The sequence below is a fragment of the Flavobacterium columnare genome (genome assembly GCF_014844295.1).
Classification (GTDB): domain Bacteria; phylum Bacteroidota; class Bacteroidia; order Flavobacteriales; family Flavobacteriaceae; genus Flavobacterium; species Flavobacterium columnare.
The window spans coordinates 1,836,245-1,851,262 of sequence record NZ_CP054494.1; the positions used below are offsets into that span (position 1 = coordinate 1,836,245).

14 protein-coding genes are annotated in these 15,018 nt (G+C 30.4%); 10 read left to right on the forward strand and 4 right to left on the reverse strand.

Annotated features, from left to right (window positions below):
- Positions 1-80 precede the first annotated feature (80 nt).
- From HUE53_RS07925 to HUE53_RS07955, 7 genes are all read left to right on the forward strand, one after another.
- Positions 81-1,763: a DUF6909 family protein gene (locus tag HUE53_RS07925; protein WP_041253232.1), complete on the forward strand. Its 1,683-nt coding sequence runs from the start codon at positions 81-83 to the stop codon at positions 1,761-1,763.
- 244 nt (positions 1,764-2,007) lie between these two features.
- A complete protein-coding gene (locus tag HUE53_RS07930) occupies positions 2,008-4,293 on the forward strand; it encodes a polysaccharide lyase family 8 super-sandwich domain-containing protein (protein ID WP_065213871.1) in 2,286 nt (761 codons plus the stop codon).
- 2 nt (positions 4,294-4,295) lie between these two features.
- Positions 4,296-4,847 carry a dTDP-4-dehydrorhamnose 3,5-epimerase gene (gene rfbC, locus HUE53_RS07935; protein ID WP_014165740.1) on the forward strand — a complete coding sequence of 184 codons (552 nt, stop codon included), beginning with the start codon at positions 4,296-4,298 and terminating at the stop codon, positions 4,845-4,847.
- The gene (gene rfbD, locus HUE53_RS07940) at positions 4,841-5,695 is read left to right on the forward strand and encodes a dTDP-4-dehydrorhamnose reductase (RefSeq protein WP_014165739.1); all 855 of its coding nucleotides are present in this window, start codon (positions 4,841-4,843) and stop codon (positions 5,693-5,695) included. The genes rfbC and rfbD overlap by 7 nt, the downstream gene beginning before the upstream one ends.
- Entirely contained in the window at positions 5,692-6,675 is a 984-nt protein-coding gene (locus HUE53_RS07945; RefSeq protein WP_014165738.1) for a UDP-glucuronic acid decarboxylase family protein, read from the forward strand. Before rfbD ends, HUE53_RS07945 begins: the two co-directional genes overlap by 4 nt.
- Positions 6,676-6,678: 3 nt before the next feature.
- Complete coding sequence (locus HUE53_RS07950; protein ID WP_014165737.1) at positions 6,679-8,007, forward strand: exopolysaccharide biosynthesis polyprenyl glycosylphosphotransferase; 1,329 nt, start codon at positions 6,679-6,681, stop codon at positions 8,005-8,007.
- Positions 8,008-8,760: a glycosyltransferase family 2 protein gene (locus HUE53_RS07955; protein ID WP_014165736.1), complete on the forward strand. Its 753-nt coding sequence runs from the start codon at positions 8,008-8,010 to the stop codon at positions 8,758-8,760. It abuts the gene before it with no gap.
- Here the strand turns inward: HUE53_RS07955 and HUE53_RS07960 are convergent.
- The gene (locus HUE53_RS07960) at positions 8,757-10,067 is read right to left on the reverse strand and encodes a phenylacetate--CoA ligase family protein (RefSeq protein ID WP_138425370.1); all 1,311 of its coding nucleotides are present in this window, start codon (positions 10,065-10,067) and stop codon (positions 8,757-8,759) included. The genes HUE53_RS07955 and HUE53_RS07960 overlap by 4 nt on opposite strands.
- A 90-nt stretch (positions 10,068-10,157) precedes the next feature.
- On the opposite strand from HUE53_RS07960, the gene purD reads away from it, so the two are divergent.
- Positions 10,158-11,438 carry a phosphoribosylamine--glycine ligase gene (gene purD, locus HUE53_RS07965; protein ID WP_077225525.1) on the forward strand — a complete coding sequence of 427 codons (1,281 nt, stop codon included), beginning with the start codon at positions 10,158-10,160 and terminating at the stop codon, positions 11,436-11,438.
- Between the two features lie 74 nt (positions 11,439-11,512).
- On the opposite strand, the gene HUE53_RS07970 is transcribed toward purD, so the two are convergent.
- Positions 11,513-11,743, reverse strand: coding sequence for a DUF6341 family protein (locus HUE53_RS07970; protein WP_014165733.1), 231 nt, complete (start codon positions 11,741-11,743; stop codon positions 11,513-11,515).
- 47 nt (positions 11,744-11,790) lie between these two features.
- On the opposite strand from HUE53_RS07970, the gene HUE53_RS07975 reads away from it, so the two are divergent.
- Positions 11,791-12,723: a DUF6427 family protein gene (locus HUE53_RS07975; RefSeq protein WP_014165732.1), complete on the forward strand. Its 933-nt coding sequence runs from the start codon at positions 11,791-11,793 to the stop codon at positions 12,721-12,723.
- Here the strand turns inward: HUE53_RS07975 and upp are convergent.
- Both upp and HUE53_RS07985 read right to left on the reverse strand, forming a co-directional pair.
- Positions 12,718-13,371, reverse strand: a complete 654-nt coding sequence (upp, locus tag HUE53_RS07980; protein WP_192188406.1) for a uracil phosphoribosyltransferase — start codon at positions 13,369-13,371, stop codon at positions 12,718-12,720. The genes HUE53_RS07975 and upp overlap by 6 nt on opposite strands.
- Before the next feature lie 3 nt (positions 13,372-13,374).
- Positions 13,375-14,370: a glycosyltransferase gene (locus tag HUE53_RS07985; protein WP_225556127.1), complete on the reverse strand. Its 996-nt coding sequence runs from the start codon at positions 14,368-14,370 to the stop codon at positions 13,375-13,377.
- A 30-nt stretch (positions 14,371-14,400) separates the two neighbouring features.
- Here HUE53_RS07985 and HUE53_RS07990 point away from each other — a divergent pair, with 30 nt between their 5' ends.
- On the forward strand, positions 14,401-15,003 hold the full coding sequence (locus tag HUE53_RS07990) for a DUF4254 domain-containing protein (protein ID WP_192188843.1): 603 nt from the start codon (positions 14,401-14,403) through the stop codon (positions 15,001-15,003).
- Positions 15,004-15,018: the final 15 nt, after the last annotated feature.

Genomic DNA, 15,018 nt, shown 5'->3' on the forward strand with positions numbered 1-15,018 from the left:
AAGTACTTTGATTCTTATTTATTTTTATTATAAATTGCCCAAATAAAATCGTACATTCGCAGGTTAGAAAAATATAAATGATGATAGAAATCAAGAACATTTCGCGCTCTAGAGCGCAAGAGTCGTCGGCGGCTATCGAACGACTGTACATTACCATGAGACATTTGTTTAACAGAGGTTTTTACAAACCAATGGGCGTTTCAGGGGATACTTTACGCGAAGCTTTATTAGAACTTCGTCCAGAAATTTATGGTTCCATTGCAGAAGAAAAAGTAGAATTAAACGGCTTGTTGTATGTAATTGAACGTTTGCCAGTAGGAATTGAAGAATGTCGTTATATCAACCTAACTTCCGATGAAGGGTATTCTAATTCGCATTTTCAACCAATTGTTCCTCCTAAACGTCGTAGAAATTGCTATCGAATAGACGATGAACAAATGAATGTAGAAATTACAAGAGGACGTTCGGATATCTATGATATTTTAACACACTTGACTTTTATTTTTATCGAATCACACAAAATTAAAGATCGTGTATTAATTGATGATGAAGGAAGAGTTTCAAGGGATTGGCAAAAATTAGAACAAGCGGCATTACAAACAAAAAAATTAACATTAATAGAACGTGAAAAAGCTATTTCGCACGCAGCTAATGTGTTAGGAAGAACTTTTGCTGAAGTAAATAGCATTTATGATTCTTTTGGAAACGCATCACAACCAGATCGTTTCTTACATGTAATTTATTGGTTAGGAAAATTAGCAATAGAAGAAGTAGTTGATAATAACAAACGTACAATTACTTTCAGTCCAATTTTAAGAGAACGTTTAGGACACCATATTTATGGAGATATATGGGCAACTAATATCAAAAAAACCTTAGCAGATAATACATTATTAGAAAGACCTATTCATATTATTAGTGCTAATATGCACAGCGTAATGAATTCGGTATTTGCACCTTATGTTTTAGCTTCTAAATACAAAGGAAAAGGAGAATACCAAATTTATGAAGACTTATCGGCATCTGGTAATAAAGAACTGCGTAAAAAAGTAGAAGACTTTGCTTTGCAAAATGGTATGATTTCAATACCCGATACCTCAGGAACTAATATTGATGTTCAGATTTTTGATACAGCTAAGTTTGATTGGAAAAAAACAGCTTTCCCTCTAACAAATAGCACGGCTCAAGCTCCTGTTCTAATTGTAATGGATTATGCTTTTGGAGAACAAGCCTTTGAAACAATTGATGAATTATTAAAACCTTATAAAACAGAAAAAGGAAAAATATTTCTGAACGTAGAATCTGTTTCTATTATGGGTAAAGCGGGGATTCTTGAAGGAGGTAAAGGTGATATTATGATTCCTAACTCGCACGTTAATGAAGGTACAGCAGATAATTATCCTTTTGAAAATGAACTAACAAAAGAACTATTTGAAGGAAACGATATCCCAGTTTACGAAGGTCCTATGATAACCGTTTTAGGAACTTCTTTACAAAATAGAGATTTGCTTAAATTTTTCCATGAATCTACTTGGGCAGCCATAGGTTTAGAAATGGAAGGAGCGTATTATCAAAAAGCTATTCAATCAGCTTCCAAAATACGTAAAAGCATCAATCCTGATGTAAAAGTACGTTATGCGTACTACGCATCAGATAATCCGTTAGAAACAGGAAGCACACTGGCTTCAGGAGGATTAGGAACCACAGGTGTAAAACCCACCTATTTAATTACAATAAAAATCTTAGAGCAAATATTCAGTTAAAATACACCTTTGCTTTTACTTAAACTGTATACTAAACAATGATTAATGGAATCAAAAATCATTCATAAAAATTTAAAATGATCTCTTATTTTAAATGAATGATTTCCGTTAAAAAACTTTAAAAAAATAAAAGTACTACAATATGTATTCCTTATTGTACATATTGTAGTACACAAATAAATCAAATAATAATAAATTAAAAACAAGCACTTATATAGGGCTGTTTTTGTAATTCACAAAAATTATGAGACAAACAATTTTTCTATTTTTTCTGTTTGCATTAGGAATTAATGCACAGAACAATGATTTTGATAAAATGCTAGACAATATTAAAAGCGAATACACTCAAAATCCAACTAAAAAGAATATTGATGCTTTTAGGATACTTTTAAAGACGGATGGTTCTTTTAGTGATATTGATTATACAAAAAAAGACAAAGATTTAAGAAGTCATCTTAGTAGAATATCTCGTTTAGCCCAAGCGTATTCAAATTCAAGTAATACATATTATCAAGATCAATCCGTTTATAACGATTATGTTAAATCTATAGAATTTTGGATTACCACAAATCATACACCTTCAAACTGGTGGTATAGACATATTGCATATCCTAAAGAGATGAATAAAGGACTTGTTTTTGTAATTGAAGAAATCAAAACCAAAAATCCAACTCTTTATAGAAAAATTATTGATTATCAAGAATGGGCTTATTTACAACAAGACCACATGGAAGGAGCTAATGGTGCAGATAAAACCATAGGGGCATTTGTTGCAGCAGTAGCAGAAAAAGATGCAAATTTACTAAAACAATTTAGTGATTTGATGAAGAGATTAACATCTATTCAAGAAGGAGGAGAAGGTATTGAAAAAGATTATGGATTTTATAGCCACAGTGGTAACGGTAGACAGATATACACTTTTGGATATGGAAAAGAATATTTAAAGTCAGTACTTGATTACTTCGTATTTACAAAAGGAACACAATACAATGTTCAAACGTTAGTTAATTTAGAAAAAATGGTAATTGATCATGTTCAATACCTTTTTCATGCAGGAAATTACGATCCTAACCCAACAGGAAGATATAATAATACTTTCGAGTACATGGATGATCTAAAAAATATTGTAACTAAAATGGTTGCCTTAAATACAGCTAATAAATCCGCATTACAAGATGCCCATGATAGAATGTCAGGACAAAAAAAGGATTTAGAAGGAAATAAAATGTTTTGGAGAGGAGATTATATGGCACATAAAAGATCAAATTTCTTATCTACAGTTCGAATGACTTCAACTAGAACAGTAGGTGCTGAAGCAGGTAATAATTCAGGGAATTATAACTATTATGCAGGGGCAGGAGTGAATTACACAATTCATACAGGAAATGAATACAATGGAACATATTTTTCTAAATTTAATCCAAGACAATTTCCAGGAACAACTGTTGAACAAAACACAATAACATTACCTGTACCTAATTGGGGAAAAGAGGGTAAAAACAACAATGATTTTGCAGGAGGAGTATCTGATGGGAAAAATGGAGCATCAGCTATGATCTATGATAAACAAGGCATAACCGCTAATAAATCATGGTTTTTTATAGGAAATCTAGTACTTGCATTAGGTTCAGAAATATCTCAAACGAATGGAACTTCGGATGTGTATACAACGCTTAACCAAACAAATTTAGACGCTTCTAAATTGTCATATTTTCAAAATGGTACTCGTTTTCAGCTAAATGCTAATGCTAACATGACAAATAATGCCAATACATTTGTCTTATCTTCTGGTATTGGTTACGTACCTTTTGATAGTAATAGATATACCGTTTCTACTGAAAATGATCTTTTTAAAATGTATATAAATCATGGTGTTAATCCTAGTAAAATAAACTATGCGTATTTATTAATGCCGAATGTAACTGATTCTAATATTGTAAGTGAAGCAGCAAAAGCAAAAAACAATTTAAAAATTGAATCTCAAAATGAATCTTGTCATGCCGTATATGATTCTGCTACTTCTCAATATTATATTGCTTTTTTTAAACCATATACCTTAAATTTGTCAGGTGGATTAGTTGTTAAAGTAGATAATCCATGTATGATAATAATCAATAATAATGCTGGTAAATTTTATGTTTCAAATCCATACGGTGAAAACGCAACTTTCCAAAATATAAAATTGTCTATTACTAAAAATTCAAGATCTTTGTTTGATAATAATATTCAAATCATAAAAACAAATGAAAGTGGTAAAACATTTGAATACGCTTATTCAAGTCCAGGTCCTATAACAGCAAGATTAAATAATGGTTTCTCTTCAGAAGAGAATACTAATATTGTTAGATCAGAAGGAAAATTAAAGATCGAATCAAAAGATATGCGAAATGTGGAATTATATACTATTAATGGTAAATTAATATTTTCTAAATCCAATATGAATGCAAATGAATTAGTTATAGACGTAGCTGGTAAAGAAGGAATTCTTATATTAAAAATTAACGAAAATAAAACAATAAAGATATTCTAATAATGAATTTTATAGAGACCAAACTAAGAGGTTGTTTTGTATTAGAACCTAAAGTTATTCATGATGAACGAGGTTATTTCATGGAAAGTTTTAATCAAAACACTTTTAATGAAGGAATAGGGAAAGAAGTAAAATTTGTACAAGACAATCAATCATATTCTTCAAAAGGAGTTTTGAGAGGTTTACATTACCAATGTGGCGAATATGCTCAAGCTAAATTAGTACGAGTACTAGAAGGTGAAGTATTAGATGTAGCTGTAGATTTACGTCCCGATTCCGATACGTATGGTCAATCTTATAGTATCTTATTAACGGCTGAAAATAAAAAACAGTTTTATATTCCAAGAGGATTTGCTCACGGGTTTATTGTATTGAGTAATAAGGCCTCCTTTTTTTATAAATGTGATAATTTTTATAACAAAGAAAGTGAAGGAGGACTCATTTATAACGATCCAACTGTAGCAATTGATTGGGGTATACCTGAATCAGAGTTGATTATATCTGGAAAAGATAAAATATTACCAACTCTAGAAAATGCTCGAAAAGTATGGTAGTTTTAGTAACAGGAGCTTCAGGACAACTAGGCCAGTCATTACAATTTATTGCATCTCAGTACGCTGAGATGCAATTTATTTTTGCTAGCTCACAAGATTTAGATATTACAAATCAAGATCAAGTAGATACTTTTTTTGATAATAATAAAATAGATTTCTGTATAAACACAGCTGCTTATACAGCTGTAGATAAAGCAGAATCAGATCAAGAAAAAGCATATTTAGTTAATGTCATTGGTCCTAAAAACCTAGCAATTGCTTGTGAAAAAGTAAATGCAACATTAGTTCACGTGTCAACTGACTTTGTTTTTAATGGTTCAAATAAAGAACCTTATTTTGAAACAGATCAGACCAATCCCTTAGGAGTGTACGGACAAACCAAGTTAGAAGGAGAAAAAGAGGTAATAGTTAATTGTACTAAGTATTTTATTATTAGAACTTCTTGGGTATATTCTCAGTTCGGAAATAATTTTATGAAAACAATGCTTCGATTGGCTCAAGGTCGTGAGGAACTAAATGTAGTGGCAGATCAAATAGGAACACCAACGAATGCTGTGGATTTAGCGGATGCAATTCTAAAAATTTTAGAACAACAATCGACCACCCATAATTCATTTGGTATCTATAATTTTAGTAATGAAGGGGTCTGTTCTTGGTTTGATTTTGCAGTAGAAATTTTTAAACAAAATTCAATATCTATAAAAGTAAATCCAATACCAACAGAAGCTTACCCAACGCCCGCTAAAAGGCCTAAATATAGTGTGTTGGATAAAACAAAAATTAATACTAATTTTAAAATTAGTATTAAAGATTGGAAAGAAGCATTATCGCAAACAAAATTACAATGAAAAGAATTCTTATAACCGGAGCTGCAGGATTTTTAGGATCTCATTTATGTGATCGTTTTATCAAAGAAGGTTACTATGTTATTGGTATGGATAATCTGATTACAGGAGATTTAAAAAACATCCAGCATTTATTTAAACTTGAAAATTTTGACTTTTACCATCACGACGTTTCAAAGTTTGTACATGTTCCAGGAGAATTAGATTACATTCTTCATTTTGCCTCTCCAGCATCGCCAATTGATTATTTAAAAATTCCTATTCAAACCTTAAAAGTAGGTTCTTTAGGAACTCATAATTTATTAGGATTAGCTCGAGTAAAAAAGGCACGTATCTTGATTGCTTCCACTTCCGAGGTATATGGCGATCCGTTGGTTCATCCTCAAACGGAAGATTATTTTGGGAATGTAAACACCATAGGACCTCGAGGGGTGTATGATGAAGCGAAACGTTTTCAAGAATCTATTACCATGGCATATCATCGTTTTCATGGATTAGAAACCCGGATTGTACGAATTTTTAATACCTATGGACCTAGAATGCGTTTAAATGATGGTCGTGTAATTCCCGCTTTTATTGGTCAAGCGTTGAGAGGTGAGGATTTAACTATTTTTGGAGATGGTAGTCAAACACGTTCTTTTTGCTACGTAGATGATCAAATAGAAGGAATTTACCGTTTATTGCTGTCAGACTATCCTTATCCTGTAAATATTGGTAATTCTGATGAAATTACAATTAAAGATTTTGCAGAAGAAATTATTAAGCTGACAGGAACAGATCAGAAAATCGTATACCAACCGCTTCCAGAAAATGATCCTTTACAACGTCAGCCCGATACAACGAAAGCAAAAGAAATTTTAGGATGGGAAGCTAAGGTATCTCGTAGTCAAGGTATGAAATTGACGTATGAATATTTTAAATCACTTCCTAAAGAAGAATTGTTAAAAGAAGAACATAAAGATTTTAAAGAGTATATCCGTTAATCAATGGCAGTAGGTAGATATTCAAAATATATTAGACCTATTTCTTATTTAGTCGACTTTCTTTTGATTGTTTGGCTGCTGTTGTTATTTCCTGTTCTTACATTTAATCTAAAAGAAATCATCTCTTTACTTGTTGTTTGGACGATTACATCTAATTTTACAGAGTTTTACGAAGTATTTCGTTTTACAGCTCCTGTTAAAATATTTTTTAAGATTATTAGACATTTATCAATATTTTCTTTCGTATTTATTACACTTATTTTTATTTTAGAAAAAGGAGTTACTCATCAATTAGTTTTTAAATACCTTTTTTGTTTAACCCTTTTTGTTACTTTTTTTAAATTCGGGATATATTATTCTTTAAGGAAATATCGTCAGCTTTTAGGAGGTAATTACAGAAGAGTAATTATTATAGGTAAAAAAGAAAAAGCAATAGAATTAGCTGATTTTTTTAAAGAAAATAAAGACTTGGGGTATAGATTATACTCAATGATTTCTGAGAACACTTCTTTTTTAGAACTAAAAAAAATAATTAAAGAACAGTCAATAGATGAAATTTATTGCGATTTGAATAGTATTTCAAAAGAGTATTCAGATGATGTCATTGCCTATGCGCACAACCACTTTAAGACCATAAAATTAATACCCGATAATTCCGCACTTTCTCATAATATGTCTTTAGATTATTATGGATATATTCCTTTGATTTCAATTAGAAAAACACCTTTGGAATTATGGTTTAATCATTGGATAAAGCGTTTGTTTGATATCCTTTTTTCATTTTTAGTTATCCTTTTCGTGCTTTCTTGGCTTATTCCTTTGATTGCACTTTTAATTAAATTAGATTCTAAAGGACCTGTTTTTTTTAAACAAGAAAGACACGGAATTAATAATGAGAGTTTTTATTGTTTTAAATTTCGTTCAATGAAAATTAATAAATTGGCAAATATACAATTAGCATCTAAGGGAGATGAGCGTGTTACCCCACTCGGTAAATTTTTAAGAAAATCAAGTATAGATGAAATGCCTCAGTTTATTAATGTCTTATTAGGAGATATGTCAGTGGTTGGTCCTCGCCCTCAAATGTTGAGTGTTAATGAGGATTATGCTAAGCGTTTTGATAAATTTATGGAGCGCCATTATATCAAACCAGGAGTTACAGGCCTTGCTCAAATTAAAGGATGTCGAGGGGAAATTCTTACGGATCAAGACGTAGAAGACCGATTAAAATTTGATTTGTTTTATATTGAAAACTGGACCCTTTTACTAGATATAAAAATTATTTTAGTGACTCTTAAAAAATTCATTTTAGGAGATGAAAAAGCGTACTAAATGGATAAATTAGTTTCTATTATAACGCCAACGTATAATTCTGAACGATATATAGCAGAAACCATACGATCGGTTCAATCTCAAACTTACACAAATTGGGAAATGTTGATTGTAGATGATGGTTCTTCGGATAAAACAGTCGAAACCATTCTTAATTTTATGGATAAAGATAATCGTATTAGTTTAACCAGATTAGCTAAAAATTCAGGTGCATCAAAAGCAAGGAATGAAGTAATCAAATTGGTAAAAGGAGATTATATGACCTTTTTGGATGCAGATGATATTTGGTTTTCTTCTTTTATTGAAACAAGTGTTAAAACAATACAAGAAACTGGGATTAATTTTGTTTTTTCGTCATACAAGAGAGCAAATGAAAATTTAGAATTTGTTTATTCTGATTTTATAGTTCCACAAAAAGTTACTTATACAGATATATTAAAAACAAATTCAATCAGTTGTTTGACTGCTTTCTTAAATGTAAAAGTATTAGGCGTAAAACAAATGCCTAATATTTTGAAAAGACAAGATATGGGATTGTGGTTGAAATATTTAAAAGAAATACCCTATGCTTATGGTATTCAAGAACCACAAGCAATTTATAGAATCAGACAAAATTCTCTATCTCGAAATAAAAAAGCACTGGTAAAATATCAATGGCAATTTTATAGAGAGGTTGAAAGATTATCTTTTTTAGAATCTGCTTATTATATGATTCAATGGACTATTAGAGGTTTTTTAAAATATAGAAATTAAAGTTGACTTTGAAATTGTTTTAATTTCCCTCTCTTATTTCTTAACAATACACTTTTTCGATTATAAATAAAATTTAAATCAGGTTCTAAATATAAATTGATCGCCTGATTTATTTTGTGAATTTGTTCTAAACTTAATTCTTTTTCACTTACGTAATCAATTTCAAACGTATTGAGTTTGGTTTGTTTAATAATAAATTCTTTTACATTTCCGTCATCTTCTATGATGCTTTTTGTGACATAATAAAAAGTAAGACCAGGTGATTTTTTACCACTAGGTAAAATGGCTATATCATTAGTTCGTCCTACTAATTTTTTTAGTAAAGGTCTTGTAGGAGAACTTTTTTCATCAATAATCCCTATATCTCCTATATCATACCGTATAAAAGGATGTGCTTTGTTATAGAGAGAGGTAATGACGATACGTCCTTCTTGACCAAAAGGTAATGTTTGCCCCTTTTCATTTACTATTTCTACAAATAATGTCTCATTATTAAGTTGCCAAGTGTTATTTGTGTCCTGAAAAGCAATTAAATCTAATTCCGAAGCACCATATTCATTAATTACAGGAATACCAAATTGTTTTTCTATTAAATTTTTATCCTCATCAAATAGCATTTCTGAAGTTACAATACAAACAGTTAAAGTAGGACATACCTCTTTTAAAATTATATTTTTTCGTTGTAAAAATTTACCAAAAAGAACTATTGAACTCGTATAACCATTGATATAATCAAATTTCTTTTTTTTAAATTTTTGTAAAATATTTTCTAATACAGCATCTGATAAATCAAAAATTGGGAATCGATACCGATTGCTTAAAAAATCTTTGATTCGCTCCTTAACATATCCTGAAAAATCTAAAGGAATGCCATAAAATCGCGCTTGATAACTTGTATTAAAATTAATCCCATGCCAGCTAAATCGGTAAATTATAGATGCCCAAGTAAGAGCATGAGCGTATTTGTCCTTTGCAAAAACAAAAGGATCTCCACTAGAACCAGAAGTTTTATTTTTGAAAACATTTTTCTCAGTAAAACCTTTAGAGAGTCTTTCTTTTAGCGGTTTTTGTAGATCTTTTTTGGTCATTAGAGGAATATCTTCCCAATGCTCAATATGTGTATTGCCTATGAAGTTTTTGTAATAACTATTATTACGTAAGTGATATTCTAGAATTTCTTTTTTTCTTTTTTCGATAAATTCAACAGGTGATTTTTTAGAAAGAGCAAGGATAGCGTCAAATTCCGCTTGTGCTTCTTTTATAGGAAAACCATTCAATTTTAAACTCCAATCGAAAAAACGAAACATATTTCTTTTTTTCCAAAAATAAGAAAACAAGTGTTTTCATAATAATTTTAAACGGACTATTTTTACAACTTAAAACAACAACACAACACGATGATAATTTTACTTTTAGGTTCAGGCGGAAGAGAGCACGCTTTGGCTTGGAAAATGCTCCAAAGTTCAAAATGTACAAAATTATTTGTGGCACCAGGAAATGCTGGAACGGCGCAAATAGCAACCAATATTTCTGTTAATCCATTGGATTTTAATGAGGTAAAGAATTTTGTAATTGAAAACAAAGTTGAAATGATCGTAGTAGGTCCAGAAGACCCATTAGTAAATGGTATTTATGATTATTTTAAAAACGATTTAGAATTACAAAATATTCCTGTTATAGGCCCCTCAAAAATAGGGGCTCAATTAGAAGGGAGTAAAGAATTTGCAAAACAATTTTTAGTAAAAAATAATATCCCAACGGCTCGTTACGAAAGTTTTACTAAAGATACGGTTGAACAAGGATGTAAATTCTTAACCACTTTAGAAGCGCCTTATGTATTGAAAGCCGATGGTTTAGCAGCAGGCAAAGGAGTTTTAATACTGAATGATTTGGTAGAGGCACAACAAGAATTACGAAATATGTTAGTTGATGCTAAATTTGGAGACGCTTCTTCAAAAGTAGTGGTTGAAGAATTTTTAGACGGTATCGAGTTAAGCTGTTTCGTTTTAACCGATGGAAAATCATATAAAATTTTACCCACAGCTAAGGACTACAAACGCATAGGCGAAGGAGATAAAGGTCTAAATACTGGAGGTATGGGAGCCGTTTCGCCAGTGCCATTTGCTGATGCCGTTTTTATGGAAAAGGTAGAAACCCGTATTGTGAAACCAACGGTTGAAGGTTTGCAAAGAGAAGGGATTGATTACAAAGGATTTATTTTCATTGGATTAATCAATGTAAAAGGAGAGCCTATGGTTATAGAGTATAACGTACGTATGGGAGATCCAGAAACAGAAGTAGTAATGCTTCGTATTAAATCAGATTTAGTAGAATTATTTCAAGGAATAGCAAAAGAAGAGTTGGATTCAGTTATTTTAGAAACAGATGAAAGAGCAGCAACTACCGTAATTCTAGCTTCAGGAGGGTATCCAGAAGAGTATGAAAAAGGAAAAGTAATATCCGGAATCGAAAATGTAACGGATTCTATTGTTTTTCACGCAGGAACTAAAAAAGAACAAAAAACTGTAGTAACAACTGGAGGACGCGTACTGGCAATTTCTTCTTACGGGACAACTTTTACCGAAGCTTTGACCAAGTCATACGATAGTATTGCCAAGATTTCTTTTGAAAAAATGTATTTTCGAAAAGATATAGGAAAGGATCTAAATACACTATAATAAATACAAAAATCGACAGTTTTGTATAGCTGAATATAATAAAAAATGCCACAATCAGATCGTGGCATTTTTTATTATTTTAAGAACGAATGAGCGGTCGTATCTTGTTGGTCTTCGTTACTATCTTTGAATATTTTTAATTGTTTAATCCAATACCAAATATAATAACAAATAATAGCCCATAATACCCAGTTAATAAGGTTTGCAACCCACCAGTTTTCTAACTCCGCGGAGCGCATTAAGTCGTGTGGAGCAAGTAAAATAGCTTCAAATAACCATTGAATTGCTTCAAAAATTGATTTCATCATGACGAATGTATTATATTTACACAGCAAAAATATAAAATATACTTATGATTACAAGTGTTTTTAGTAAATCTCGACCAATAAATTATGTAATAGTTATAATTTTATTGGTAGTTAGTTTTTTGTTTTACCAATTCAATATCAGTACGTCAGATCTAACAGCAATACAGATTGGACAAAAATTGGTATTATTAGTATTATTGGTGGGGTCTTTGTTAATTACTAATTTCATTACAAAGAAAAACGGATTAAGTAAAGATAACAGTTATACCTTTTTATTGTTTTTTATTTTTTTAATTTTATTTCCAGATACATTATCGGATCTTAAATTAATTCTCTCCAATGCTTTTATACTATTGGCTTTACGAAGGTTAATTTCTATGCATTCTATGATTACACCTAAAGAGAAGATTTTTGACGCTTCCTTGTGGGTTTTTTTGGCTTCATTAATTAATTTTTGGTGTATATTGTTTTTGTTACTCGTTTTTTCCTCTATTATACTCCATGTGTCAAGAGATTATCGTAATTGGCTTATTCCTTTTATAGCTTTTTTTACTGTTTTAGTTATTGGATTGATGTTTTCTTTAGCCTTTTATCCTGAATTTTTAACATTATACCCTCAACAGATTTATGTTGATTTTACCGTAAAAGATTTAACCAATGTTTTTCAAAATATAGCGGTAGCAATTTATGTAGTAGCTTCTTTAATTGCCTTTGTAAGTATGTTGTTCATTTTACAGAGTAAGATGTCTCATCTAATATCTTCTTACCGTAAAGTTATATTTGCTTTTATAATAGGGTTAGCAATTTATTTTGTAATGCCTGAAAAACATAATAGCTACTTGATATATACTTTTGTACCCGTAGCTATCATGTTGACCAATTATCTAGAAAAAATCAAGAAAATTTGGTTAAAAGAGGGAATAGTCCTTTTGTTAGCATTAGCTAGTTTGGTGACTTATTTGTTACAAATATTATAGTTTTTCACCGTATGCTAAATCGCCAGCATCGCCAAGGCCTGGAACTATATAGTTTTTTTCGTTTAATTTTTCATCTATAGAGGCAATCCATAAATGCGTGTTTTTAGGTAAGTTTTTTTCTAAGTACTCTATACCTTCTGGAGCTGCAATGACTACTGCTATATGAATTTCTTTAGGTTGGTGTTCTGAATATAATTTGTTCAGCACCGCAACTATAGATTGTCCTGTTGCTAACATGGGATCTATAAGAATAAGGCTTTTGCCTTCAAAAGAAGGAGTCGCTTGGTATTCTACTAATATTTCAAAGTGGTCATCATGATTATAATGATGCCTATAAGCGGATATAAAGCCGTTTTCAGCCTCATCAAAGTAGTTCATAAAACCTTGATGTAGGGCAAGTCCTGCACGCAAGATAGAGCATAAAACGATAGCGTTAGCTAATTTTGTAGTATGTTTTATTCCAAGGGGTGTTTTTACCTCAATGTTTTCATAATGGAATGTTTTACTTATTTCGTAGGACATGATTTCACCAATGCGTTCTATGTTTCTTCTAAAACGCATACGATCCTTTTGTATGTTTGTATCTCTTATTTCGGCTAAGAAATGATTTAAAACGCTATTTTGTTCAGAGATATGATGTATTTTCATAGATTAAATTTGATTGGTTTTTTCAAAATATTTTTTCATGACAAGTAAGCCTATTATTTTTTCTCTTTTTGAATCATAGAATTGCTTGCAGTATGTGTTTGCATTTTTAATAATTTGATTTGCTTCCGAAGGATTTTCTATATAATAATTTATTTTTTCTTCCAAATTAGAAAAATCAGCATTAACTTCTATATAGTGAAAATCAGGAATTAATTTTCCTTCCATAAACCATGTTTCGTATGTAGGTTTGGGCATTACAGCAATTGAATTAGATGACATAACCCATTTTAAATTACTAGCCACATCATTGCCTTCTAATGCCATAATAAATTTGTAGTCTAGATGTTCCCATAATGTTTTTTTAGGAACTTTCCATTCTTTCTTTGTTACGCTTTTTGAAACATCTCCAAGATCAAACAAAGGATTTCCAAAGAATTTGTTCATAAAATCTATTCTTTGTTGCTTACCTATTATTTTGCCTCTAAATATTATTTTATTGATTTTTTTATCAAATGTCTTACCATCTTTTAAAAAAATAAAATGTCTTACCTTATCAAGATTTAATAATATACTATTTTGATTATTTCCCAAAATAGGTCTACTTTTTAATATAGAAGGTTCATTAGGGATGTGAGTTATATCTCCATAACAACTAAAAAACTTAAGACTAGGATTGAAATATCTTGTTATAAATTCTGTATCGTAATAGTATACAGATCCAGCTTTTTCTATTTTGTTATCTTTTAGTCGCTTAGCGTTTGGAGGTAAGCTGTTGTTTTTATTTAATTTGTTGTAATAATTTACCCTTTCAAGTATATAATCTTTGTCTGGTCTTGTATTAAAATCTATAATTAATTTTGGATATTGACTCCTAAATATAAATTTTGGCACGATATTTAAAAGAATATTGTCTAGGTAGTATTTCCATTTAGGATTTTTTCCACTATTAAATAAAAAATTAAGGTTCATATAAGATGAATTAATTTCGTAAAAATACATAATTTTGTGGAACATTTTAATAACGTACCTATGTTCGCAGAATTTACTTTTCCTATATTCGAAAGAAGTATTCAAGAGTATCATATAAAAGACGATGTTTATCAAGAAATTACAAATCCTTATGAGAAAGGTTCTATAGAACATTTGTTGTATGCAAAAAATTGGGTGGACACCGTTCAATGGCATTATGAGGATATTATTCGTGATCCTCAAATTGATCCCATAGCAGCTTTAGATTTAAAACGTAAAATTGATGCTTCAAATCAAGTGCGTACAGATATGGTAGAATACATAGATAGTTATTTTCTTAAAAAATATGAGACTGTTCAGGTAAAAGCAGATGCCCGTATTAATACAGAAAGTCCAGCTTGGGCTATTGATAGATTATCTATTTTGGCTCTTAAGATTTATCACATGAATGAAGAGGCTACTCGATTAACAGCTACAAAAGAGCATAGGGCAAAATGTCAAGAAAAATTAAGTATTCTTTTAGAGCAAAAGAAAGATATGTTTATTTCAATAAGTCAATTGATCGAAGATATTGAAAAAGGAGATAAGTACATGAAGGTTTATAAACAAATGAAGATGTACAACGATGAAGAATTAAACCCTGTTTTGTATCAAAATAAATAATGATTCTAATTTAAT

Excerpts from the sequence above, each read along its gene's own strand:
- HUE53_RS07925 (WP_041253232.1), top strand. The coding sequence starts at position 81 with ATGATAGAAATCAAGAACATTTCGCGCTCTAGAGCGCAAGAGTCGTCG.
- HUE53_RS07930 (WP_065213871.1), top strand. The coding sequence starts at position 2,008 with ATGAGACAAACAATTTTTCTATTTTTTCTGTTTGCATTAGGAATTAAT.
- rfbC (WP_014165740.1), top strand. The coding sequence starts at position 4,296 with ATGAATTTTATAGAGACCAAACTAAGAGGTTGTTTTGTATTAGAACCT.
- rfbD (WP_014165739.1), top strand. The coding sequence starts at position 4,841 with ATGGTAGTTTTAGTAACAGGAGCTTCAGGACAACTAGGCCAGTCATTA.
- HUE53_RS07945 (WP_014165738.1), top strand. The coding sequence starts at position 5,692 with ATGAAAAGAATTCTTATAACCGGAGCTGCAGGATTTTTAGGATCTCAT.
- HUE53_RS07950 (WP_014165737.1), top strand. The coding sequence starts at position 6,679 with ATGGCAGTAGGTAGATATTCAAAATATATTAGACCTATTTCTTATTTA.
- HUE53_RS07955 (WP_014165736.1), top strand. The coding sequence starts at position 8,008 with ATGGATAAATTAGTTTCTATTATAACGCCAACGTATAATTCTGAACGA.
- HUE53_RS07960 (WP_138425370.1), bottom strand. The coding sequence starts at position 10,067 with ATGTTTCGTTTTTTCGATTGGAGTTTAAAATTGAATGGTTTTCCTATA.
- purD (WP_077225525.1), top strand. The coding sequence starts at position 10,158 with ATGATAATTTTACTTTTAGGTTCAGGCGGAAGAGAGCACGCTTTGGCT.
- HUE53_RS07970 (WP_014165733.1), bottom strand. The coding sequence starts at position 11,743 with ATGAAATCAATTTTTGAAGCAATTCAATGGTTATTTGAAGCTATTTTA.
- HUE53_RS07975 (WP_014165732.1), top strand. The coding sequence starts at position 11,791 with ATGATTACAAGTGTTTTTAGTAAATCTCGACCAATAAATTATGTAATA.
- upp (WP_192188406.1), bottom strand. The coding sequence starts at position 13,371 with ATGAAAATACATCATATCTCTGAACAAAATAGCGTTTTAAATCATTTC.
- HUE53_RS07985 (WP_225556127.1), bottom strand. The coding sequence starts at position 14,370 with ATGTATTTTTACGAAATTAATTCATCTTATATGAACCTTAATTTTTTA.
- HUE53_RS07990 (WP_192188843.1), top strand. The coding sequence starts at position 14,401 with ATGTTCGCAGAATTTACTTTTCCTATATTCGAAAGAAGTATTCAAGAG.